We start from the raw sequence: 23565 nt of genomic DNA, 5'->3' as shown, positions 1-23565 counted from the left end.
GGGCGGGAATCCTCCGCAGAGCCACTCGAGGCATCGCGAGGAGGACGAGGCCGGGAGTCCTCCGCGGATCCATTCGCGGCGTCACGAGAGGAACGGGCCCGTGCGTCTTCGGCGGATCCGTTGCCGGCGTCACGAGGGGAACGGGCCCGTGCGTCTTCGGCGGATCCGTTGCCGGCGTCACGAGGGGAACGGGCCCGTGCGTCTTCAGCGGATCCGTTCGCGGCGTCACGAGGGGAACGGGCCCGTGCGTCTTCAGCGGATCCACTCGTGGCCTCACGCGGCGGTCGAGGGCGTGCATCCTCGGCGGATCCGGTGAAGGCTTCACGGGGCGGCTTGGGCCGTGCGTCCTCGGGAGCTCCAGTCGAAGCGTCGCGCTGCGGCCGGGAAGCCGATTCCTCACCGGAGGCGCCGGAAGGCTCACGAGAAGCGCGGGCCTTCGGCTGCTCCTCGGCGGCTCCGTGCGCCGCATCCCGAGCGGGCCGCGAGCGGGCCTCCTCCGAATGCCTCTCACGTCCAGCGCGGGCCTTCGGCTCCTCCGGAGGAACGAAGGTCGGAGGTTCCCTGGACGCACGGGCCTTCGGTTCCTCGGGAGGCTGCGCACCGACGCGGGACAGCGGCGTGAGGATCGTCTCGCCCTCGTAGCCGGGGGAGGTCGTGACGGTGGACGGCGTGATGCGCGGGAGCAGATCCAGCGCCACGGGCGTCAGGTCCGGCTGGGTGCGAATGGAAGGTTCGGAATCCGCGGGCTTCGCGGCCAGCGCCTCGGTGGGCGGCGAGACGCGGCGCGAGGCGGTCGGCGCGATCGCGGTCTTGCGCACGGCGGCGAGCTCCTCCGTCGTGTTGCGCCGCCCGGAGGAGGGCACGGGCGCCGGGGTGGCCTTGGCCGGCGCGGGCGGCTTCACCGGGGCCACCGACGTGGGCTGACGGGACGGCAGCGAGGAGGAGATCTGCGGCAGGCCGGTGGGCGCGGGCGCGACGGGCTCGGGGACTTCCGCGCTCCGGGCCAGCACCTGCGCCACCTGCGTCTCGCTGGAGGAGCCGTCCCCGGAGGACTGCCCGCTCATGAGCAGCAGGCGGGTCTGGTCACGGCGCTCGGAGAACAGGCGCAGCATCAGCTCGCTGCTCTGTTCGGGGTGCCAGATGCGAGGGCCCACCGCGCGCTCGATGGCGCGGGCGAACTCCAGCGTGGTGGCGTAGCGGTCCTCGCGCCGTTTCGCGAGCGCCTTGAGGACGATGGCGTCCAGCTCCGGCGGCACCTGCTTGTTCACGCGCGAGGGCGGCGGCACGTCTCCGCTGAGCACCGCGTTCATCATCGCCTCGGCGCTCTTGGCGTAGAACAGGCGCATGCCAGTGAGGCACTCGTGCAGCACCACGCCCAGGCTGAACAGGTCGCTGCGGGCGTCCAGCGGGTCGCCCATGATCTGCTCAGGGGACATGTAGCCGCTGGTGCCCTTCACCATGCCCACCGCGGTGCGGCCCGCCCGGGCCAGGCTCTTGGCGATGCCGAAGTCGAGCAGCTTGGTGACGCCCTCGTACGTCACCATGATGTTCTTCTCGGCCACGTCGCGGTGGACGACGGGGGAGGGCCGGCCCAGCGGGTCGGTGAAGGCGTGCGCGTAGTTGAGCGCCACGGCGGTGTCGCGCACGGCCATGAGGCTCAGGCCCATGGGGATGGGCTCGTGGGCGGTGCGGCAGGCGCGAGCGACCTCCACCAGCGTGGCGCCGGGGACGAACTCCATCGCGAGGAACAGCTCCCCGTCCGCCACGTCCAGGTCGTACACGTGCGCGATGTGGGGGTGGTTGAACGCGGCCGTGACCTTGGCCTCGTCCAGGAACATGCGGACGAACTCCTCCTCGCCCCGGATGTCGGGGAGGATCTGCTTCAGCACGACCATCTTGCGAAAGCCGGCGAGGCCCTTCTGGGCCGCGAGGAAAATCTCCGCCATCCCGCCCGTGGACAGGCGGCAGAGCACCTCGTACTTGCCCAACACCCGGCCGCGGAACCCGTCCGGAGTGAGCGTCAGCGTCGTCCCAGCCATCGGTAGGGCGCCGACTCTACACCCGCGCCGGGAGGGACGCGAAAGGCCCGGACCCCTGTTTCTGGGCCGATACCAGGACTTCCGGGGATGAGCCCTCCGTCCAGGCGAGGACCGGCGTCCCGGGTGGGCCCGGGAACTGGGAGCCGGCTACGGTTGGAGCGGACGCGGCGACAGGACCTTCGCTTACGGGTTCTTGAAGGAGGGAGGTAGCAACTCGCAGACCTCACGGGCGAAGTCCGGGACGCTGCGGGCCAATCCGTCCAAAAGTTTTGTCAGGGAGATGGGTGGATTGCGCAGGGCCTCGGCTTGGACCCTGAGCAGCTCCAATACGATCTGCGGGGCTTGGCTGAGTAAGTGTTGAAGGAAGGTGTCGGGCGCCTGGGCCTGAAGGGTCACGGGCAGGTGCTTCTGTCCGAAGTCGCGCAGATTGCTCGTGACGATGGTCTGAGCACCAACATGGATGGCGGCGGCGAGGACGTGCCGGTCCTTCTCCGAGTTGGTCATTGCAGGGATGAGCCCCTCGTGACCCGTTACCATCGCTTCGGGAAAAGCGGTCTTCATGGCAGCCACGCGCCGAGTTGCCGCCCCTTCCGACAGGCCTATCTTTTTGACGAGGTTACGACGGGTTTCTTCGAGGATGAGTTCCGTCCAGTGGATCTGGATGAGCCCCTCCTGAGCCGCACTCAACAACGTGTCGCAGACGCTGAGGGGAATCAGGACGTTCGCATCGAGAACGACCAGGAATGGGGCATGAATCACGAGGTAAGTAGTCCTCTCGATCCGTCAGCCGAGTTCGGGGTAGCCCCCAGCTTCCTGGGTCTCTCGCATCATCGTATCGAGCTGCGTCCGGCGCTCGGACTTCTGGCGCGCGCGGTATTCGAGGACGTCCTTGCTGTAGACGCGCCGATGGGTGCCTGTGCGGTGGAAGGGAATCCGCTTCTCGTCGAGAAGCTGCACCAAGTACTGCCGTGAGACGTTGAGCAGGTTCGCCGCCTGCTGAGTCGTGAGCTCCTTGTGAACGGGAACCACGGTGACGGCATCACCCGACGCGAGAATGGCAAGGAGTTGTTGCATCAGCGCGAGCACATCAGTGGGTAGAGGAATGGACTCGTGGTTGGGACCGAGCAGGGAGAAGAGCGGATGCCCCCCTTTATCCCGTAGTTCTTGAGTGATGAGCTGCGCGAGCTTTCGCACTTGTCCGGCGGACACATCGCTAGCGGTAATCGGCTCAGGAGTACGCGAAGTAGAGGTGAGAGTGTCGGGCGTGGACATGATCGACCTCATTTACAGGTGTAAGATACCTGTAAATATAGGCGCATTCGACGCAGACGCAAGCTGATTTAGTTCCATAGGCGTATACCTGATTGGAGCGGTTACCTTCTTAACCGCCGTAACCGCAACCTGAAGGAGAAGAATCCCAGGATCTCCCCGCGTGCCCTGGAGGTGGGTTACGACGGCGGCGACATGGACACCTCCGCCTCCCCGCGCACCGTCACCGGCCGCGTCGACGTGCATCCCCGTGGCTTCGGCTTCCTCACCGTGCAGAAGCCCGGTGCCCCCGAGGTCCTGTCCGCCTTCATCCCTCCGCCGGACCTGAACCCGCTCTTCGCGGGCGACATCGTCTCCGCTACCGTGACGGCCGCCGCGGACGGCCGGTGGACCGCGTCCGGACTGTCGCTGGTGGAGCGCACCCGCACCGTCGTCTACGGCGAGGTGGTGTCGCGCAAGGGCGCCTTCTTCCTGCGCATCGACAAGGAGGTCGCCAACTCCGACTGGCCGCTGGACGCGGGCTCCACGCCCGTCCAACACAACGACGCCGTCGTCGCCCGCATCGCGGACGGCAAGGTCGTGCTGCTCTACCGCCTGGAGCCCGGCGCGGACCGCTCCCTGGAGCGCGTCATCGCCCGCCACGGCCTGCACCGGGACTTCCCGCCGGAGGTCATCACCGAGGCCCTCTGCGCCCGCGAGGTGCCCCACGCGCTTGGCGCCCGCCGCGACCTGCGCGCCATCCCCACCGTCACCGTGGACGCGCCCTCCACCCGCGACATCGACGACGCCATCTCCGTGCTGCCCGCGGGGCCGGACGGTGCCGTGCGCCTGCTCGTGTCCATCGCGGACGTGGGCGGGTCCGTGAAGGAGGGCAGCGCCCTGGACCTGGAGGCCCGCGCCCGCGCCACCAGCGTCTACCTGGCCGGCCGCGTGCTCCCCATGCTGCCCGAGGAGCTGTCCTCGAACTGGCTCAGCCTCGTGCCCGACCAGGACCGGCACTGCCTCACCGTGGAGTTGCGCATCGACCCGGATGGCCGCGTCACCTCCGCGGATGTCTATGAAAGCCTCATCCGCTCCTGGGCGCGGCTGAACTACGACGAGGTCGCGGACTTCCTCGATGACGGCACCGTGTCCCCCGCGATGGAGTCCGTGCGCGAAGCCATGCCCTGGTTCCGGCTGGCGGCGGCGCGGCTCGCCGTGTCCCGCGCGGCCCGCGGCGGCATGGTGATGTCCCGCGACGAGGCGCGCTTCACCTTCGACACCGCCACCGGCGCCGTGTCAGGCCTTGCCGGGGAGAAGGACACCTCCGCGCACGGGATGATCGAACGCTTCATGGTGGCCGCGAACGAGGCCATCGCCATGTGGCTGATGACCCGCGGCGTGCCCACCGTGTACCGCGTGCACGAGCAGCCGGACCCCCAGCGGGTGGCGGACGTGAATGCCTTTGCGTTGCACTCAGGGTTCGCGGCGGGCTTCGGCGCGCAACTGACGCCCCTGGCGCTGGCTGCCTTTGACCGGCAGATCTCCGGCGCGAAGGCGGAGGCCGCGCTGCGCTCCGTGCTGCGCCGCTCGCTGGGCCCGTCCCGCTACACGGTGAAGCCGTTGCCGCACTTCGGGCTCGCGGCGCCCCTGTACCTGCACTTCACGTCCCCCATCCGCCGGTACGCGGACCTCGCGGTGCACCGGCTCATCAAGGCGTACCTGCAGGGCCGGCGCGACTTCGTGCACGAGGACCCGGAGGTGGAGCAGCTCTCACAGCACATCAACCTGCGCGCCCGCTCCGCCAGCCGCGCGGAGGTGGACCGCCACCACGAGCTGGAGGCCCGCTTCATGTCCACCCGCATCGGCCAGGTCTTCCCGGCGCGCATCGTGCGAGTGAAGCCCTTTGGCATGGTCGCGCAACTGGATGGCATGTGGGTGGAGGGCATGGTGCCGGCGGAAGGACTCGCCGGAGGCCCGTACCGCCCGGACGCGCGTGAGCTGTCCATGGTGGGCCCCACGCGGACCTTCACCGTGGGCATGCCGGTGAAGGTGAAGGTCGTCTCCACGGACGAACAGCTGGGCCGCGTGGAGTTCGCGCTGGTGGAGTGATTTTCGCGCGGCTCACCCCGCCAGCGGCAGGCCCTCCGTGGACTCCAGGAGGGCCTTCCCGCGCACCCACCCGAGCAGCCCGCTGGACGACTTCACCAGGTACCAGACGTCGTTCCACTCAGCCTTCGCGGGCACGCCCGCGGCCAGCACCTGCACCTTGGAGCCCTGCGCCGTCGTCGCCACCACCGCGGACTCCGTGCGGCTTCGCGCCAGCGCGAAGGACTTCTTCACCGTGGCCTCCACGCCCACCGCGTACAGCTCCTGCGGCACCTGCGTGAGCTTCCACGCCTTGCGATCCAGCGTGTACTTCTCGCGCCGGTGCCAGAAGCCCATCCACGTATCCACGAGGACGATGCCGTTGCCCTTCGCCTCGGTGAGGGCTCGCACGTCGCCCAGCGACCTCACCGCCTTGCCGTCATAGCCATAGAGGAAGAAGCGGTGGTCGTCGTCCATGTCTCCAATGGAGTGCACGAGCAGCTCCTTCCACTTGTCCCCCGTGTCCAGGTCCACGACGGTGAAGCCGCGCACCTCGTTGCCGGACGCGTTGCCCTGCAGCGTGACGGCGCCGACCTTCAGCGCGAACTTCCCGTCCGCGCCCGGCGTCAGCGCCACCGCGTCGGGCTTCCCGTCGCCGTCCAGGTCCACCTTCGCGGACGTCACGGGCTCGTCGCCCTGCGCACCCGCAGGAGCGGCGGTGAGCAGCACGGCGGAGGACAACGCGGCCAGCAGGGACGTCTTCACGGGAGCAGGACCTCGGCGAAAGAAGGGAAACCAGGGTAGCCGCCCTTCACGGGGCCAGATATCGCCTTTCGTCCTACTGATGCGGCCCATGATCCCTGCTTCAACGTCACCCACTGAGGGTACGGTACCAGCGGTCACCCGGAGTGCCGGAAACGGCCCCGGAAGTGTCGATCCAGGAAGGACTCGGCCTGGGTCAAAACCTCCCGCGCTTCTCTCGGAATCTGCTCGGAGGGGGACGCCAGCGCCGCCTCGCGGGCCCCCCGCATCGCCGAAGCCGCCCCAACCCGGGACGTTGGAAACGCGCGCGCCACGGCTTCCACCCGGGCATGCGCCGCATCCACCACCCCCTTCGCCTCCTCCAGGGACACCTCCCCGTCGGCGAGCGCGTTCAGGAGCTGGCAGCGGTAGCGGCGGCACGCCTCCGGGCGCTCCGCATAGGCGGTGCAGCACCGGCCGTCCAACGCCGCGCAGCGCTGGGGCAACACCTCACCGCCGCCTTCCCTCGCCGCGAGTGTCAGGCCCCGCCCCCGCAGCACTTGCGCCTCGGGGGGAGCGAGCGGAACGTGGGTGAAGAGCGTGCCGTCACAGCACATGCCGCAGTGGAGGCAGAGGGTGGACAGGGACATGGCGCGTCCCGGGATAACCCCTCGCGGGGGCGGGAGTCATCCCGGACGCCCCCGGCCCGCGCCGCCTCCCCACGCCGCCGGTGGCCCACCACCTGACATGCGACATGCCCTGCGCATCAGGAGTACCGGATTGACCCGCATTTCCTGGGTTGATGACGACCCGACTGGGGCCCCTCCGGCACCCGTCTCACAAGGTCATGCTCCTGTTCGTGGAAGGAACTCTCGGCACGTGAGAGGCCAGTCCGTAACAGTCCAGGCGGAGCTTGCCGTTGCGGCCCGATGGTCTGAGTGCAGAAGGGGTGAATGATCTCCACTCTGTGGGAATCCGAGTTCCCTGGGTCACCTGCAACTGGGGAGCGCAGACTTTCTTCGGACATTGTACAATTCCGCCCCGTAGGACATCGAGGGAGCCCCCCAATGCACACGGACACTCAGGACGCGCCGGTTGGCCGCGAAACCCTTCTCGGCTACCGGGTGGGGACGAAGTTGAACGCGGCGGCGTCGTTCGGCGCGGACTTTTCGCCGGGGCGCCTGGTGCAGCTGTCCCTGGAACACCTCACGCTCCACCTGGATTCGCGCACCGTGCCTCGCAAGGGGCAGGCCGCGTCCGTGGTGGTGGGCGAGGGCGAGCGTTGGGCCACCGCGCTGGACGCGGAGGTGATTGGCGTCAATGACGCGCGGCCGGAGGTCAGCCTGCGCTTCGTCGCGCCGCCGCTCGACGCGGGCCGCCGCATCGTGGGGCTCCTGGAGTCGCTGCGCGACAACGGCCTGCTGCTCACGCCGGAGACGCGGCCGGTGTGGCGCGAGCACATCGACCGCGCGGACCGCGTGGCGCGCATCTGTGAAGCGCTCGCCTCGCGCCAGGCCCGCGGCGTGCTGCGCACCCAGGACGGTCAGCGCGTGGAGGTCACCGCCTCCTTCTTCGAACCCCTGCAGGACATGCTCGGCTGGAAGCTGCACGGCGCGCTCCCGCCGGGCCCCTTCACGGTGGAGGCCTTCGGCTACAGCAGCGTGGTGCACTTCCAGGCGGAGTCCGCGCGCGTGGAGGGCGACCTGCTGGTGATGCCGGTGCCCACGTCGCTCGTGCGCTTCCGCCACCGCTGGCTGCGCCGCACCCAGGCCGCCGCGTCGTGCACGCTGGACTTCGACCACCCGCTCTGGCCCCAGGTGCACGTGAGCCGCGGCCTGCTCGACGTCTCCTATGAGGGCCTGTCCTTCCTCACCGAGCCCGGCGAGGACCTGATGTACCCGGGCCTGCGCCTGCCGGTGATGGAGGTGGCGCTGGAGGGCTACGCGCCGGTGCGCCTGCGCGCCGAGGTGCGCAACATCTCCAGCACGCCGCATGGCCGCCGCTGCGGCGTGTGCGTCCGGCCCCTGGACGCCGAAGGGGCCCGCGCGTGGCGGGCGCTCGTGGAGGCCCAGGCCCACCCCACCACCAAGGTGGAAGGCGACTGGAACGACTCCACCTGGAAGCTCTTCGAGCGCTCCGGCTACTTCCGCCTGCCGGGCAAGGAGCCGGAGAAGTTCACCAACCTGCGCGAGCAGTTCGACCACACGCAGGACAAGCTCCAGGAGCAGCCCCGCCTGGGCTACCGCGTGGTGCGCCCGGCGGACGAAGGCGTGGAGGCCACGCTGTCCGTCCTCAAGCCCTACGCGGGCAGCTGGATGGCGCACCAGCTGGCGCGGCACCAGCCCCCCAACAGCAAGTCCACCGCGCGCGAGGCCCTGCGCGACATCTACCTGCGCGGCTACGAGCCCACGCAGGCGGATCCGGAGGTGAAGTGGTTCTTCGCCTACTGCGAGGCGAACGTGCGCTGGGTGCGCTACACGAAGTTCGACTTCGCCAACTGGTACTCGCACACCGGCCAGACGTGTCTCGTGCCCTTCCGCCTGATGGAGGGCGAGGTGGATTCCCCCTGGGCCGTGCCCGCGGGCATCGCGCTGGACACGCCCACCGAGGAGGAGCGCACGCGCTTCTTCGAGCAGGTGGCGAGCACCCGCCCGGAGGCCTACCGCGAGGCGCTGGACCTGGTGCCGGAGCGCTTCGACCTGAGCCAGATGCGCACTGGCTGGGGTGAGGCGGGCCTGTCCCGCGAGCGCGAGCTGGTGGTGGCCCGTCACAACGGCCGCGCCGTGGCGCTGGCGGTGTTCGAGTCCGCGCAGCCGGGCCTCAACCTCTTCAACGTGCTGGACGGCGTGCGCCTGGTGCCGCTGGAGGACGACGCGCGCCCGGAGGTGCAGGAGGCGTTCGTGGCGCTGCTCGGCCGCGCGGCGGACTGGTACCGCGCGCGCGACCGCAAGGTGTTCGTCCACTACGTGGAGGCCACCTGCGTGGAGTACGCGGAGCGCGTGTCGCTGGCGGACCTGGGCGAGGGCAAGCTGTGGGTGATGTCCGCCCGCCTGCTGCCGGAGTTCCTCGAGCACCTGTGCGAGTCCACCACGCCTCGCGCGGCCTGAGCCGGTCCTCAAGCCCGCGCTGTCGCCCGCACGGGCCGGGGTCTTCTTCCCCGGCCCGCGGCGACGGTGCTGCTACTGCTGCTTAAAGCCCTTCATCCTCGGGGTCCGGATAGGACTCCAGCTCCTCGTCCTCTTCCTCCACCGGCGCGGGAGCCTTGGCGTGGCGGCCCTTGCCACCCTTGCCCTCGCTCGCCACGGGCAGGTCCGTGTCCGGGCCCACGACGTAGCCCTGGCGGCCCTGCTGGATGCGGCGCAACAGGCCCTCCTGCTCCAGCGCCTCCAGCAACCGCGCGAAGGTGGAGAAGCCGTGGTCGCGCTCGTCGAAGTCGGGCTCCTTGCGGACGATGGTCTCCTTGATGAGCGACGGGTTGAGCGGGCCCGTGGCACGGCGCAGCAGGCTCTGCACCACTTCCCGAGCGATGGCGGGCACCTCCGCCTTGCTCTTGCCGCCCTTGCCCTCGTGGCCTTCCTTGCCGGAAGCCTCGCCCTTGTGGCCCTTGCCCTCGTCGCCCTTGCCACCCTTGCCGCCGCGCTTGCCGCCGCGGCCCTCGTCGGACTTGTCGCCCTTGTGGCCCTTGCCCCCGTGCTCCTTGTCCTTGTCCCCACGCGACTTGGGCCGCATGTAGATGAACTGGTCGCACGCGTTCACGAACATGCGGGAGCTGGCTTCCTTCACCGCCAGCCCGATGACGGTGCGGCCGTTCTCACGCAGCTTGTACGCCAGGGGGCAGAAGTCGCTGTCCCCGGAGCCGATGACGAAGGTGTCGATCTGCTCGCGCGCGTAGCACAGCTCCAGCGCGTCGATGACCAGGCGCATGTCCGCGCTGTTCTTGCCGGCGCGGGTGGAGGGGGGCACGTCCACCAGCTCCACGCCCACGTCGTGCAGGCGCACCTTCGCGTCCGCGAAGCGCGACCAGTCGCAGTAGGCGCGGCGGAACACGACCTTGCCCTGCTCCAGCAGCTGATCCAACGCGGGCTGGAGGTCGAAGTTGTTGGAGCTGATGCCGGTGTTGGTGACCAGGTTCTCGAAGTCGATGAAGAGGGCGATGCGGTGCTGCTCGTCGGTGCGTCCAGCCAAGGGTGCCTCGTATTTTTTGCCGCGCTCACGCGGCGCGAAGAAAGACAGACAGGGGGGCCATCCGCGAGCGGTCACTGGCCCGTGCGTGCTGCACCCTACTGTGTTGCCGCCACCACGGGCACGCCCCGTGTTCAGCCGCTGAACATTCAGCGCCCTCCACCCCATGTTGAGGTGTGAGCCCAGGGGGCAGCGCCCCCGACGGCATGGAGGTGTGACGATGATGCGCAGATTCCCCGGAGGATGGCGAGCAGTGCTGTTCACCGCTCCAATGCTCGGTCTGTTGCTGGGACCCGGCCTGGGGCGGGCGGAACCACCCGAGGTGGGGAAGGCCCAGGACCTGGGCGCGAGGGGAGTGCTCGGCGAACGGGCCAGCACCAGCCCGTCCAACGTCGTGGGCACCGTCTCGGACAGGAACCCAGCGAGCCTCACCCAGAACCAGGCAAGCCGGCAAATCAATCCCGACCCGGACAGGATGCTCCAGGTGACGGGGCCGGTGGTGAAGCAGGACGGGCTGACGCTGTACGTCCGGGACGTGTCGGGTGCGGTGGTGCCCCTCGACATGAGCGCGCTGCAAATCAGCAAGCTGCCCCAGAAGGGCCAGGAGGTCGTGGCCGTCTACCAGGTGGAGGACAAGACGAACAACGTGGCCCTGTCCATCGCTGGCGAGAAGCTGGACTAGGGCGCCGCCAGGCCGGAGGCGACTTCAGTTCGCCTTCGCGCCGCGCACCTCGTCCAGCACGCTCAGGTCCACGAGCCCCGCGATGTCGTCGCTGGGGATGAACCCCAGCTCCTTCGCGTGACGGGCGGACGTCGCGAGCGCGGCGGGCACCGGGTCCAGCGAGGGCTCCAGGCGGGAGAAGGCGTCCTGGAGCACGGGCGCCGGCAGGGGCTTGTGCGTGAGCTGGCCGAAGGCGGAGTTGGTGGATGTGGCGAAGGCGGCCGGGTCCGCGCGCCAGCGCTCGGTGAGCCGCACGTGCGTGCGCAGCAGCGCGGCGATGCGCGGGCGCTGCGTCTCCAGCACCTTCTTCGTCGTCACCACCACCGTGGTGGGGAAGCGCTTGTCCGGCCACAGGTCGCGCTCGTCCACCAGGATGTGACCGCCCCCTTCGGCGAGCATGCGCGCGCCCCAGGGCTCCGGCACCCACGCGCCCTCGATGGCGCCCTGGAGGTACTGGCCCAGGATGTCCGGGTTGGTGATGGGAATCACCTGCACGTCGCCGCCCGCGTCCGTGGCGATGCTGAGCTTCTGGTCCTTGAGCCAGTGGCGCAGCGCGATGTCCTGGGTGTTGCCCAGCTGCGGCGTCGCCAGCTTCTTGCCCTTCAGCTCCGCGGCCGTCTTCGCGGACTTCACCACCAGCACCGCGCCGCCGTTCACCGCGCCCGCGATGATGCGCAACTCCTTGCCGGCCTTGAGGTACGTGTTGATGGCGGGGCCGGGCCCCACGTAGGCCACGTCCACGGAGCCCGCGACCAGCGCCTCCATGGCGGCGGGGCCCGCGTTGAACTGGCGCACCTCCACGTGGCCCATCCCGGGCTGCGACCCGAGGAGCCCTTCGGAGTTCGCCACCAGCGCCTGGGCATGCGTGATGTTGGGGAAGAAGGCCACGCGCAGCGGCGCGTTGGCGCCCGACGGGGTGTCGCGCTTGCACGACGCGACGCCGGTCAGGAGGACGCAGAGGAGGACGAGGCCGGGCACTGGACGCAAAGAGCGCATGGGTGCCCTCACGCTAACGGGCAAGCCGTCCCGGTTTTCAATGCCTTCGAGGGTGAAATGACGTGAAGCGTCGTAAGGCGCACACGCGGCCTGCCCTACGTTGACGTCGTCAGGCCCCACCGGCGGCGCAGCTTCGCCTCCACCGTCTGGAAGAGGACCCGGTCCACGGTGACGCCGATGAGGATGATGGCGAGCATCACCGCCATCACCTGCGTCACGTCCATGAGCTCGCGCCCCATGGTGAGCAGCTGGCCCAGCCCGCCGGAGACGAAGAGCAGCTCGCCCGCGAGCAGCGCGCGCCAGGCGAAGCTCCACCCCAGCTTGAGGCCGGTGACGATGCCGGGCAGGGCGCCGGGCAAGAGCACGCCGAAGTAGAAGCGCAGGCCGCGCACGCCCAGCGTCCGGGCCACGCGCGCCAGCTGCGGGTCCAGGCCGTTGACCGCGTCCTCGGTGGCGATGGAGATGCCCAGCACGCTGCCCATCACCACGACGAAGAGGATGGCGCTGTCATTGAGGCCGAACCACAAGAGGGCCAGGGGCAGCCAGCAGATGGAGGGCAGCGCCTGCAGCCCCGCCACCACGGGCTTCACCGCGTTCCTGAAGAAGGCCAGCCGCGCGATGAGCAGCCCCAGCGGCACGCCAATGGACACCGACATGGCGTAGGCGCGCAGCAGCCGCCCCATCGAGCGCAGCGTGGCGCCGCCCAGCCGTCCGTCGCGGGCCATGGCGATGAGGCTCTCCACCACTTCGAGGGGGCCGGGGAACAGGTGCTTGTTCCACACGCCCGAGCGCGCCAGGACCTCCCAGAGCGCGAAGAGGAGCAAGAGCATTCCCAGCTTCTGTGCCCATTTCAGCATGGAGGGCTCCTCACCGACCGGTGACGATACTGGGACGCGGCAGGCTGGAAGGGGTCTGCGTGCGGCGGGGCAGGGGCTCCGGGTGCTGGTTCTCCAGCGGGCCCTCCACGGCGCGCAGCCGGTGGCGGATGTCGCGGGCCATCGCGTCGAGCGACGGGTCCTCCAGCGAGCGCGGCATGGGCAGGTGGATCTCCAGGTCCTCCACCACGCGGCCGGGCCGGGGCGCCATCAGCACCACGCGGGTGCCCAGCATCAGCGCCTCCTGCACGTCGTGGGTGACGAACACCACCGTCTTGCCGGCGCGCATCCAGATGGACTGCAGGAGCTCCTGCATGTGCACGCGCGTCTGGGCATCCAGCGCGCCGAAGGGTTCGTCCATCAGCATCACGGTGGGGTCCACCGCGAGCGCGCGGGCGAGGCTGGCGCGCATCTTCATTCCGCCGGAGAGCTGGTGTGGCAGCGTGTCCGCGAAGCCCTCCAGGCGCACGCGCTGGATGAAGGTGTCGGCGCGCTCGCGGCGCTCGTTGCGGGGCACGCCCCGGGCGCCGAGCGCGAAGGTGATGTTGCCGCGCACGGTGAGCCAGGGGAACAGCGCGGCCTCCTGGAACATCAGGAGCCGGTCCGGCCCGGGGCCCTGGATGGGCTTGCCGTCGATGGCGACGCTGCCGCCCGTGGGCACCACGTGGCCCGCCAGCGCGTAGAGCAGCGTGGACTTGCCGCAGCCGGAGGGGCCGAGCAGGCAGACGAACTCCCCCGAGCGGACGTTGAGGTTCACGTCCTTCAGCGCCACGACCTTGTTGGCGTAGTGGTGGCCCAGCTGGGCGACGGAGATCTTCGCCCGGTCCGCGTTCACATGAGCGGGCCGCAGCAGGTGGGGGGCCACCTGGCGCAGACCGCGCAGCCGCTCGAAGAGGCGTCGAACCATTCGCCACAACCTATCCATCTGCCCCAAAGTCGCACAGGTAGGACCTGGAAGCGGGCAGGCGCCTTCCAGTCTAGGACAACGGGTGCGACTTTCGGTGCCTGGTCGGCTGCTTTCGCGGGGGCTACGGCGGGGGGTGAACGGTGCGCTCGGCCCGGCGGTGCGCCACGGTGCGCGCGGCGAGCCACAGGCAGAGGGCGAGCACGGCCAGCCCCACGCCGGTGAAGGCGCCGCCCACGCGCAGCGAGGCCCGCCGGTCATCCCGGAACACGTGGAGGGCTTCCGTGCGGGGCCCTGACAGGTAGCGCTGCACGGTGTCCGCGAAGGCGGCGGCTTCTGACTCGTCCTCCGTCCACTGGTAGGCGAGCGGCTGGGCGCCGGAGGTCGTCTCCAGGCGGGGCCGGAAGATGGGCGCCGCGCCGCTGCGGGTGCTGCGGCTGCGGGCCACGTCCACGCGGCGGATGTCCTGGGGTTCGTAGCGGCCCACCTCGTCATGGGACAGCCAGCTGGAGCTCGTGAGGACGCACGCGGCCCGGGGCTCACACCGCAGGTCCAGCCGCGCCTTCTGGCCGAGGAAGAACACGCCCAGCACCAGGAAGGGCAGGGCGAGTATCAGGAAGGCCGTGGCACCGATGGCGGTGGCGCGGCTGCGACGGGAGGCGGGGGGCGCACGCACGGTCCCCGTCTATAGACCCGCGAGTCCCCCGGGGGGCAGTGCTTTCACGCGCTCGCGAAGTGTCGCCCTCCAGGCAGGCGGGCGCTCCGGGGTGTTCAGCGCCGGGAGCCTCCCTGGTTCGGGGCCGTGAAAGTCGGGACGCCTGGAAGGCACTTGCGACATGGGTCGGGGGTCCGCACCCCTTGTCCTGGGATGTCTTCCCGAAGGAGGCAGTCGCCCATGAAGGCCGTGGTCATCACGTTCCCCTCGCGCGAGGTGCGCGTCCTCGACGTACCCGAGCCGCGCCTGCACTCCCCGACGGAGGTCAAGGTGCGCACGTTGGAGGTCGGCGTGTGCGGCACCGACCAGGACATCCTGAAGGGCCACCACGGCGCGGCGCCGAAGGACGAGGACCACCTCATCCTGGGCCACGAGTGCCTGGGCGAGGTGGTGGAGGTGGGCGCGCACGTGCAGGGCCTGCGGCCCGGAGACCTGGTGGTGCCGCGCGTGCGAAGGCCCTGTCCGCACACGCGCTGCCCGGCGTGTCGCCACGGCCAACCGGACTTCTGCGTGACGGGGGACTACACGGAGCGCGGCATCCAGGGCGCGCACGGCTTCTGCGCGGAGTTCTTCGTGGAGGACGCGGCCTACCTGCACCGCGCGGAGGATGGCTTGCGCGACGTGGCCGTGCTCACCGAGCCGCTCACCATCGCGGAGAAGGGCCTGCGCGAGGTGGCGCACATCCAGTCGCGGCTGCCGTGGAAGGTCACGCCGGGCAAGGCGCTGGTGCTGGGCGCGGGGCCGGTGGCGCAGCTGGGCGCGATGGCGCTGATGCGCGCGGGCTATGAGACGACGCTGTACTCGCGCAGCCCCAAGCCCAACGTGAAGGCCGACGCATCCGAGGCCATGGGCGCCCCGTACATCTCCTCCAAGGAGGTCACGGTGGAGGCGCTGAAGCAGCGGCTGGGCGGCGTGGACCTCATCTACGAGGCGACGGGGACGTCGAAGGTGGCGTTCGATTCGCTCCAGGTGCTGGAGGAGAACGGCGTGCTCATCTTCACCGGCGTGCCTGGACGCGAGGAGCCGCTGGAGCTGCAGGGGAACGAGGTGCTGGGGCAGCTGGTGCTGGGCAACCGGGTGATGTTCGGCACGGTGAACGCGGCGGACAGCGACTTCAGCGCGGCGCTGGAGGACCTGGCCCGCTTCCGCGCCCGCTGGCCCGGACAGCTGGAGAAGCTCATCACCCAGCGCCACCCCCCGTCGGAGTTCGCGAAGGTGGTGGAGGAGAAGGGCGGCATCAAGCACGTCATCACCTTCCAGGGGCACGGCCGGTGAATCCCCAGGTGGACCTGAAGGGCGGAGTGGCCATCGAGAACCATGGCGTCATCGGGGACCTGCGCACGGTGGCGCTGGTGGGCCACGAGGGCACCATCGACTGGCTGTGCTACCCGCACTTCGACAGCCCCAGCCTCTTCGCCGCGCTGGTGGATCCCGAGAAGGGCGGGTACTGGCGCGTGTCGCCGGAGCCGGACGGGGTGATGAAGCGCCAGTTCTACTGGCCGGACACCAACGTGCTGGTGACGCGGTTCTACACGCCGGAGGGCGTGGGGGAGCTCATCGACCTGATGCCCCTGGGCCGGGGGGCCAAGGCGGAGGGGCGTGAAATCCTGCGCCGCATCCGCGTGGTGCGCGGGCGGATGTCCTTCCGCATGGAGTGCTTCCCGGCCTTCAACTACGCGCGGGACGAACACGAGACGCACCTGGTGAAGGGCGGCGCGGCCTTCGTGTCCAAGGGGCTGAGCATGCAGCTCATCACCCCGGCGTCGCTGAAGCAGGAGGGGACGGGCGTCGTCGCGCACTTCACGCTGAAGGAGAGCCAGTCCATGGTCTTCACCCTGCGCGAGGGGGGCGTGGAGAGCTGTCACCACCGCATGCACACGCACGAGTCCGCGGAGCAGCTCTTCCGCGACACGGTGGACTACTGGCGGCACTGGCTGTCGAAGTGCAAGTACACCGGGCGCTGGCGGGAGATGGTGCAGCGCTCGGCGCTCGCGCTGAAGCTGATGACGTTCGAGCCGTCGGGGGCCATCGTCGCGGCGCCCACGTGCAGCCTGCCGGAGTCCCCCGGCGGCACGCGCAACTGGGACTACCGCTACTGCTGGTTGAGGGACGCGGCCTTCACCGTCTACGCGTTCATGCGCATCGGCTTCGACGAGGAGGCCGCCGCGTTCATGCGCTGGGTGGAGGCGCGGTGCGCGGAGGCGAACGACGGGCCGCTGCCCCTGATGTTCTGCCTGGACGGCACCCCGGTGCCGAAGGAGGAGCAGCTCCATCACCTGGCCGGCTACGGCGGCGCGAAGCCGGTGCGCATTGGCAACGCGGCGGCGAACCAGCTGCAGCTCGACATCTACGGCGAGCTGATGGATTCGGTGTACCTGTCCAACAAGTACGCGGCGCCCATCTCGTATGACTTCTGGCGGCACCTGCGGCGACTGGTGGACTGGGTCTGCGACCACTGGCAGATGGAGGACGAGGGCATCTGGGAGATCCGCGGCTCGCGCAGACACTTCGTCTATTCGAAGCTGATGTGCTGGGTGGCGGTGGACCGGGCCATCCGGCTCGCGGACAAGCGCAGCCTGCCGGCGGACCGCGCGAAGTGGTTGACGACGCGCGACACCATCTTCGAGGACATCATGGAGAAGGGCTTCTCCATGGAGAAGGGCGCCTTCATCCAGGCCTACGGGCACGACGCGCTGGACGCGGCGAACCTGCTGATGCCGCTGGTGTTCTTCCTGTCGCCGGTGGATCCGCGGATGCTCTCCACGCTGGACCTCATCCGCAAGTCACCGAGCGAGGGGGGCCTCACGTCGGACGGCCTGGTGTTCCGCTACGAGGCGGACGAGAAGCTGGATGGGATTCAAGGCAGCGAAGGCACCTTCAACCTGTGCAGCTTCTGGCTGGTGGAGGCGATGACGCGCGCGAGCGCCGCGAGGCCGGACCTGCTGGAAGAGGCGCGGCTCATCTTCGAGCGCATGCAGGGCTACGCCAACCACCTGGGGCTCTACGCGGAGCAGACGGGCCTGTCGGGTGAGGCGATGGGCAACTTCCCGCAGGCGCTCACGCACCTGGCGCTCATCAGCGCCGCGTACAACCTGGACCGGACGCTGGGACGTCACGACTGAGCAGGAGACACTGTTAGAGTGCCGGCACCCGCCATGCCCGACCTGTATCCGCTGCTGTTCCGCTTCGCCGTGAAGGCGGACGCCCACTACGACGTGCTCAGCCGCCGCGTGCGGAAGGGGCTGGGCATCGCCCCGCCGCTGCGCATCCTGCCGTACCGGGGCTATGGCACCCCGGACCGCGTGGTCATCAAGGCGCGCGTGCTGGAGGAGCGCAAGGTGAAGCCCTCGCGCCAGCGGCACACGCTGCTGGGCAGCGCCGTCGCGTCCTACAAGCGCTACATGACGCGCGAAATCGCCAGCGCGCACGTCGCGGTGCGCTGGGGGGACAAGCACTGGGAGGGCACGACGGACGAGGAGGGCTTCCTGGAGCTGTGGGTGCCGCCGCCCCAGGGCGTGCGCTCGGGCTGGCACATGGTGGAACTGGAGCTGCTGTCGCCGGAGGCGGAAGGGGTGCCGCGCGTGTCGGCGCCGGTGCGGGTGGCGGGGTCGAGCGCGGAGCTGGGCGTCATCAGCGACATCGACGACACGGTCATCGCCACCGGGGTGACGGATCCGCTCAAGCGCGCGTGGGCGCTGTTCCTCACGGAGCACCGGGTGCGGCTGCCCTTCCCGGGCGTGGACGCGTTCTACGCGGCGCTCCAGGCGGGCGCGAGCGGCACGGCGGACAACCCCATCTTCTACGTGTCCAGCAGCCCGTGGAACCTCTACGAGCACCTGGACGAGTTCCTCTCCCTCCACCGCATCCCTATCGGTCCCTTGCTGCTGCGGGACTGGGGGCTGTCGCGGCATGGCTTCGCGCCGGGCGGGGGGCACGGGCACAAGCTGGACAAGATCCGCGGCGTGCTGGAGACGCTCGCGCACCTGCCGTTCGTGTTGATTGGCGACAGCGGGCAGGAGGACGCGGAGCACTACCGCACCATCGTGCGCGAGTACCCGGGGCGCATCCGCTGCGTCTACATCCGCAACGTGCCGGGCAAGGCGAAGCGGGGCGAGGAGATGGCGACCATCGCCGAGGACATCCGCGCCGCGGGCAGTGAGCTGGTGGCGGTGGACGACACGGTGGCCGCCGCGAGGCACGCGGCCCGCGCCGGGTGGATCCGCTGGGAGGAGGTGCCCGAGGTGGAGGCGCACCGCCGCGAGGATGCCGCCCGGAGCGCGCTGGGCGAGCGGGGCTGAAGATTTCCAGTCGCCCCGTGAGGACGGGCGTGACGCGGCGGTCACCTGGCGAAAGCGCGGCGTTGTCACTTGAGGACGGGGACGGGGGTGTGGCACAGCCACGGCTCCCCCGTTTCACTGCTCAAGGATGTGACCATGCTTCGACACCGGGTGCAGTTGTCCGTGCTGGCCTCCGCGCTGCTGTTGGGTGCGTGCAACGCAGCGCCTCCGCCGGCGCAGGAGCCGACGCCGGAGTCCACGCAGGCGGTGTCCGCGGTGGAGTCACGGCTGAGCCAGATCGAGCTGGAGTACGAGGGCCCGACGGCGCTGCTGGAAGCGGACATGGAGGCAGGCAACGAGGAGTGCGACGCGCACAACAACTGGTGCGACGGCACGCTGGAGGTCTACAGCTTCCCGTGGACGTCGACGCAGGCGCCGACGGTGGCGGACGCGGTGGAGTCGGTGTTCGCGCTGCGACAGGACGACCGCACCCCGTTCCGGTTCCAGGGCAACGTGCCGTTCAGCACGATGTCGCAGCAGCTCTTCTTCTTCGACGCGCTGGACCCGCACCTGTTGACGGAGCTGGGCAACGGCACGGAGCAGGTGCAGATCGCGTACTACTACGCGTCGTACCTGGTGGCCGCGGGCGCGCATGACTGGAACCACCTGTTCGTGGTGCTGTTCCCCCAGTCGCACCGCGTGGCGGTGTTCAACCTGGTGAACCACGAAATCTGAGCCGCCGGCAGCTCACGCCACCGGACGGCCGCTCTGCATGTGGACCATCCGGATGGCGCGCTCCATCAGCTCCCCCTGGGCGGAGCGCTTGTCGCCGGTGGTGGGCGGGATGCGCCGGCGCCAGGAGCCGTCCGAGGACAAGTCCCAGGATCCGCTGGTGTCCACCATGCACCGCTCCACCACGTCGCGCACCTGCGCGCTCAGGGCCGGGTCCTCCACTGGCGCCAGGATCTCCACGCGGTGGTCCAGGTTGCGCGGCATCATGTCCGCGGAGCCGATGTACGTGCGCGACGTCGCGCCCCGCTCGAAGGCGTAGATGCGCGGGTGCTCCAGGAAGCGGCCCAGGTTGGACACCACCCGGATGTTCTCCGACACGCCCTGCACCCCGGGCCGCAGGCAGCAGATGCCCCGCACGTTGAGCTCCACCCGCACCCCCGCGCGTGACGCGTCGTAGAGCCCGCGGATGATGCCCGGGTCCACCAGCGCGTTCATCTTCATCAGGATGCGCGCGGGCGTCTCCGGCGTGTGCGCCGCGATGGTCTTCTTGATCTCCTCCATCAACCCCTCGCGCATGGTGAGCGGCGCCACCAGCAGCTTGCGGAAGGAGCGCGGCCGGCCAAAGCCCGTGAGGAAGTTGAAGACATCCGCGACGTCCGCGCCGATGTCCGGATCCGTGGTGAACAACCCCAGGTCCGTGTAGAGCCGCGCCGTCTTCGGGTTGTAGTTGCCCGTGCCGATGTGCACGTAGTGCCGCACCCGCTCGCCCTCGCGCCGCACGATGAGGATGGCCTTCGCGTGCGTCTTCAGGCTGGGAATCCCATACACCACGTGCACGCCCGCCTCTTCCAGCGCGTTCGCCCAGCGGATGTTGGCGCGCTCGTCGAAGCGCGCCTTCAGCTCCACCATGCACACCGCCTGCTTGCCGCGCTCCGTCGCGCGGATGAGCGCGGGCACCAGCGGGGAGCTGTCCGATGTGCGGTACACCGTCTGCTTCAGCGCCAGCACGTCCGGGTCCTCCACCGCCTCGCTGACGAAGCGCTCCACCGACGTGCTGAAGGACTCGTAGGGGTGGTGCACCAGCAGGTCCCCCCGGCGCATCGCGGACATCACCGTGCCCCCGCCGTCCGGGGACTCATTGTCCGTGCGCAGCCGCGCCTGCGTCACCGGCGTCCACGGCGGGTCGCGCTGCTCCGTGAAGCCCGGCGTCATCGCCAGTGACATCACGTCCGCCAGGTCCAGCAGGCCATGCTCCTCGTAGACCTGCCGGGGCTCCAGCGACAGCGCCTCCACCAGCGGCTCCAGGAGCTTCGCGCTCATCCCCGCCTGCACCTCCAGGCGGATGACGTCCCCGAAGCGGCGCTGGCTCAGCTCCGTCTCCACCGCCTTGAGCAGGTCCTCCGCGTCCTCGGACACGGTGAAGTCCGCGTCGCGCGTCACGCGGAACAGGCTCCAGTTGAGCACCTCCATCCCCGGGAACAGGTCCCCCAGGTGCTGGGCGATGATCTCCTCCAGCGGCACGAACAGCGTGCCCCCCTTGAGCGGCACGAAGCGGGGCAATATCTCCTTGGGCACCTTCACCCGCGCCACGCTCTCTTCCTCCGCCACCGGGTCGCGCAGCAGCACCGCGAGGCTCAGGGACAGGTTGGAGATGTACGGGAAGTGCCGCCCCAACCCGATGGCCAGCGGCGTGAGCACCGGGAAGATCTGCTCGCGGAAGCGCTGGTCCACCTGCGCGCGTTGGTCCGCGTCCAGCTCCTTGGTGGACAGGATGCGCAGGCCCTTCTCCGCCAGCGCGGGGCGGAGGACCTTCTCGAAGCAGTCCGCGTGGCGGCGGCCCTGCTCCAGGATGCCCTTGTGCAGCTTGTCCAGCGTGTCACCCGGAGACGCGCCGTCCGGCACCAGCCGGCCCACGCGCGCGGTGATCTGCTCGTGCAGCCGCGCCACGCGGATCATGAAGAACTCGTCCAGGTTGCGCGCGTAGATGGAGATGAACTTCAGCCGCTCCATCAGCGGCACCTCCGAGGACTCCGTCAGCTGCAACACCCGGTCGTTGAACGCCAGCCACGACAGCTCCCGGTTGAAGAACAGGTTGCTGTCCGGCACCTCGGTGCCGGGCGGAAGGGCATCCCGCTCGAGGACCTTCTGGGTGACGCCCTTCGCGGCGGCGCGCTTCGCCATGACGTTGTGACTCCTCGAAGAAAGCTCGGAAAGCTCGCGGGGAAGACCCGCAGGTTGTGCCCTCTAGCAGCCCCGCATGCCGTCCATTGTGAACTCGCACGCCTGGCCCGGAACCGGACATCCGGACGTATCCCACCCCGACCGACGCTGGCAGTGAACGGCGAGGCGTGGAGGGTGTTGACTCACTTGCATCCCGGGCGCGCGGGCGGCATTCAGGAAGGCGTGAGCGCTCCCCACAGCCCCCTGCAACTCATCCCCGGCGGCGCGCCGGCGGACACGTCTCCGGATGCCCTCTTCACGGCGTTCCGGGAAGGCCACCAGAAGAAGCACGGCCTCTTCAGCTTCACCTGGTTCGTGGCCGCCGCGGTGCCGCTGCTGCTGGCCGTGGGCTTCGTGTCGCTGTGGCGCGTCAACGGGACGACCTTCTCCGTCATCACGCCGCATGGCATCAAGATGGTGCGCGCGGGGATGTCCACCCAGGAGGTGCACGGCCTGCTCGGGAGCCCGCTCACCCTCCAGAAGCAGGGCGACCAGGACTGCTACCGCTACGGCCGGCCCAACTTCCAGAACGACGTCTTCGTCGTCTACTCCGTCTGCTACGAGGAGGGCCGGGTGCGCGACGTGCTCGCCCACCAGTACTCCGCCTGGCAGGTGGACCCCACCACCGGCGCCTTCCTCGCCCCGGGACAGGCCCCCTCCACGGCGCCCCCGGCCGTCCAGCCGTAGGGCGCTCCGGAATAAGGATGCCTCCCCGGGCCTCAGCCCTGGGACATCCCCGCTTCGGCGCCCTCGAAGGTGACCTTCGCCTGGGTCATCACGTGCTCCACGGCGAGCAGGTGCCAGGCCACGTCGTTCATCTGCGCGGCCGCGGCGGCGTCCGTCATCGACTCGCGCAGCTGCGCCTCGGTGATGCCGAAGGGCTCCGAGGACTCCTTGAGCAGCTCCAGCGCGACCTGCGGGGTGAGCTGCAGCTTGTCCCGCTGGGCGATGGCGCGCAGCACCAGGGCAATCTTCAGCCGGCGCTCCACGTCCTCGCGGATGCCCGGGTGGTGCAGCCAGCCGTCCAGCGCCTCCTGCTGCTCCTCCAGGCTGAAGAACTTCTGGGCGAGCGTCTCACCCTCCAGCTGGAGCCAGCGGCGGCGGATCTCCTCGTCCACGAGCGCCTTGGGCACCGTGACGCCCGCGCGGTCCACCAGCGTGTCCAGCACCATGTTGCGCGCGTCCACCCAGAGTAGGTCGGCCATCTCGCCTTCCATCTCCTCCACGATGGAGCCCATGACCTCCTCGTGCGTGGCGCCGCGGCCCAGCTTCTGGAGGAACGCGTCCGACTCCGTGTCGGGCATGCGCACCTCGCGCGCGGCCCGCACGTCCACCAGGAAGCGCGCCGGCATGCCGCGCAGCTGCTCCGCGGGGTAGTCGTCCGGGAGGATGAGGGCCACCTCCACGCTGTCGCCCACGTTGGCCTCGGCGATGACCTCCGAGAACCCGGGCAGCATCAGCTGGGGCGCGAGCTCCATCCAGTAGCCCAGGCGCGTGCTCAGCGGGATGAGGCGGCCGTTGGCGTAGCCCAGGATGTCCAGCTGTACGTCGTCGCCCATGGCCAGCGCTTCGCCTTCCGCGCGTGGCCGGACCTCCGCCGTCGCGCGCGCCAGCTCGTGGAAGCGCTCCAGCAGGTCGGTTTCGGTGAGGTCCTCGCCCGCGGGCACCCGGATGGTCAGGTTCTCCAGCGAGGGGGCCTTCACCTCCGGCAGGTCCGCCTGGTGGCTCAGGCCGGGGGCCACGGGCAGGCGCTGCACCAGCTGCTGCACGGGGGCCACCTGCTGCTGCGGGGCGGCCTCCGGAGCCTTGCCGGGGGGAGCCTTGCCG

Annotated in this window: 20 protein-coding genes; 8 read left to right on the top strand and 12 right to left on the bottom strand. The window is 69.8% G+C overall.

All coding sequences use genetic code 11. The features are described 5' to 3' along the window. The 3 genes from D7V93_RS46525 to D7V93_RS09880 all read right to left on the bottom strand — a co-directional run. On the bottom strand, positions 1-2039 hold a 2039-nt coding region (locus D7V93_RS46525), incomplete at its 3' end, for a protein kinase domain-containing protein (protein WP_244237208.1). A gap of 183 nt (positions 2040-2222) precedes the next feature. Further along, positions 2223-2798, bottom strand: coding sequence for a PIN domain-containing protein (locus tag D7V93_RS09885; RefSeq protein ID WP_158623691.1), 576 nt, complete (start codon positions 2796-2798; stop codon positions 2223-2225). A 24-nt stretch (positions 2799-2822) separates the two neighbouring features. Continuing rightward, entirely contained in the window at positions 2823-3311 is a 489-nt protein-coding gene (locus tag D7V93_RS09880) for a helix-turn-helix domain-containing protein (RefSeq protein ID WP_120643157.1), read from the bottom strand. A 192-nt stretch (positions 3312-3503) separates the two neighbouring features. Here D7V93_RS09880 and D7V93_RS09875 point away from each other — a divergent pair, with 192 nt between their 5' ends. Next, positions 3504-5399: a ribonuclease R family protein gene (locus D7V93_RS09875; RefSeq protein ID WP_120643155.1), complete on the top strand. Its 1896-nt coding sequence runs from the start codon at positions 3504-3506 to the stop codon at positions 5397-5399. A gap of 12 nt (positions 5400-5411) precedes the next feature. Here the strand turns inward: D7V93_RS09875 and D7V93_RS09870 are convergent, their stop codons facing one another. Beyond that, complete coding sequence (locus tag D7V93_RS09870; protein ID WP_244237207.1) at positions 5412-6140, bottom strand: hypothetical protein; 729 nt, start codon at positions 6138-6140, stop codon at positions 5412-5414. A 134-nt stretch (positions 6141-6274) separates the two neighbouring features. Then, entirely contained in the window at positions 6275-6766 is a 492-nt protein-coding gene (locus D7V93_RS09865) for a YkgJ family cysteine cluster protein (RefSeq protein ID WP_120643152.1), read from the bottom strand. 417 nt (positions 6767-7183) lie between these two features. Here D7V93_RS09865 and D7V93_RS09860 point away from each other — a divergent pair, with 417 nt between their 5' ends. Then, a complete protein-coding gene (locus D7V93_RS09860) occupies positions 7184-9223 on the top strand; it encodes a PilZ domain-containing protein (protein WP_120643151.1) in 2040 nt (679 codons plus the stop codon). 82 nt (positions 9224-9305) lie between these two features. On the opposite strand, the gene D7V93_RS09855 is transcribed toward D7V93_RS09860, so the two are convergent. Next, positions 9306-10301 carry an NYN domain-containing protein gene (locus D7V93_RS09855; protein WP_120643150.1) on the bottom strand — a complete coding sequence of 332 codons (996 nt, stop codon included), beginning with the start codon at positions 10299-10301 and terminating at the stop codon, positions 9306-9308. Positions 10302-10518: 217 nt separating this feature from the next. On the opposite strand from D7V93_RS09855, the gene D7V93_RS09850 reads away from it, so the two are divergent. Continuing rightward, complete coding sequence (locus tag D7V93_RS09850) at positions 10519-10980, top strand: hypothetical protein (RefSeq protein WP_147451113.1); 462 nt, start codon at positions 10519-10521, stop codon at positions 10978-10980. A gap of 24 nt (positions 10981-11004) precedes the next feature. Here D7V93_RS09850 and D7V93_RS09845 read toward each other — a convergent pair whose 3' ends face one another. The 4 genes from D7V93_RS09845 to D7V93_RS09830 all read right to left on the bottom strand — a co-directional run bounded on the left by D7V93_RS09845 (position 11005) and on the right by D7V93_RS09830 (position 14470). Further along, on the bottom strand, positions 11005-12015 hold the full coding sequence (locus tag D7V93_RS09845; protein WP_120643148.1) for an ABC transporter substrate-binding protein: 1011 nt from the start codon (positions 12013-12015) through the stop codon (positions 11005-11007). 95 nt (positions 12016-12110) lie between these two features. Further along, the gene (locus tag D7V93_RS09840; RefSeq protein WP_120643147.1) at positions 12111-12872 is read right to left on the bottom strand and encodes an ABC transporter permease; all 762 of its coding nucleotides are present in this window, start codon (positions 12870-12872) and stop codon (positions 12111-12113) included. Between the two features lie 10 nt (positions 12873-12882). After that, positions 12883-13797, bottom strand: a complete 915-nt coding sequence (locus tag D7V93_RS09835) for an ABC transporter ATP-binding protein (RefSeq protein ID WP_120643146.1) — start codon at positions 13795-13797, stop codon at positions 12883-12885. A gap of 121 nt (positions 13798-13918) precedes the next feature. Next, positions 13919-14470: a hypothetical protein gene (locus D7V93_RS09830; protein ID WP_120643145.1), complete on the bottom strand. Its 552-nt coding sequence runs from the start codon at positions 14468-14470 to the stop codon at positions 13919-13921. A 219-nt stretch (positions 14471-14689) separates the two neighbouring features. Between D7V93_RS09830 and D7V93_RS09825 the strand changes: the two genes are divergently transcribed. From D7V93_RS09825 to D7V93_RS09810, 4 genes are all read left to right on the top strand, one after another. Beyond that, a complete protein-coding gene (locus D7V93_RS09825; RefSeq protein WP_120643144.1) occupies positions 14690-15784 on the top strand; it encodes a glucose 1-dehydrogenase in 1095 nt (364 codons plus the stop codon). Further along, positions 15781-17631: a glycoside hydrolase family 15 protein gene (locus D7V93_RS09820; RefSeq protein ID WP_120643143.1), complete on the top strand. Its 1851-nt coding sequence runs from the start codon at positions 15781-15783 to the stop codon at positions 17629-17631. The genes D7V93_RS09825 and D7V93_RS09820 overlap by 4 nt, the downstream gene beginning before the upstream one ends. A gap of 33 nt (positions 17632-17664) precedes the next feature. Further along, positions 17665-18807, top strand: coding sequence for an App1 family protein phosphatidate phosphatase (locus tag D7V93_RS09815; RefSeq protein WP_120643142.1), 1143 nt, complete (start codon positions 17665-17667; stop codon positions 18805-18807). A 135-nt stretch (positions 18808-18942) separates the two neighbouring features. Beyond that, a complete protein-coding gene (locus D7V93_RS09810) occupies positions 18943-19521 on the top strand; it encodes a hypothetical protein (RefSeq protein WP_147451112.1) in 579 nt (192 codons plus the stop codon). 12 nt (positions 19522-19533) lie between these two features. Here the strand turns inward: D7V93_RS09810 and ppk1 are convergent, their stop codons facing one another. Next, the gene (ppk1, locus tag D7V93_RS09805) at positions 19534-21699 is read right to left on the bottom strand and encodes a polyphosphate kinase 1 (RefSeq protein ID WP_120643140.1); all 2166 of its coding nucleotides are present in this window, start codon (positions 21697-21699) and stop codon (positions 19534-19536) included. A gap of 222 nt (positions 21700-21921) precedes the next feature. On the opposite strand from ppk1, the gene D7V93_RS09800 reads away from it, so the two are divergent. Next, positions 21922-22425, top strand: coding sequence for an outer membrane protein assembly factor BamE (locus tag D7V93_RS09800; RefSeq protein WP_147451111.1), 504 nt, complete (start codon positions 21922-21924; stop codon positions 22423-22425). A 32-nt stretch (positions 22426-22457) separates the two neighbouring features. On the opposite strand, the gene D7V93_RS09795 is transcribed toward D7V93_RS09800, so the two are convergent. After that, positions 22458-23565: trigger factor (locus D7V93_RS09795; protein WP_341870922.1), on the bottom strand; the 1108-nt coding region annotated here is incomplete at its 5' end.

This window comes from Corallococcus llansteffanensis (assembly GCF_003612055.1).
Taxonomy (GTDB): Bacteria; Myxococcota; Myxococcia; order Myxococcales; family Myxococcaceae; genus Corallococcus; species Corallococcus llansteffanensis.
The sequence above is the reverse complement of the archived record's forward strand: the minus strand, read 5'-3'. Positions and strand labels throughout refer to the sequence as shown.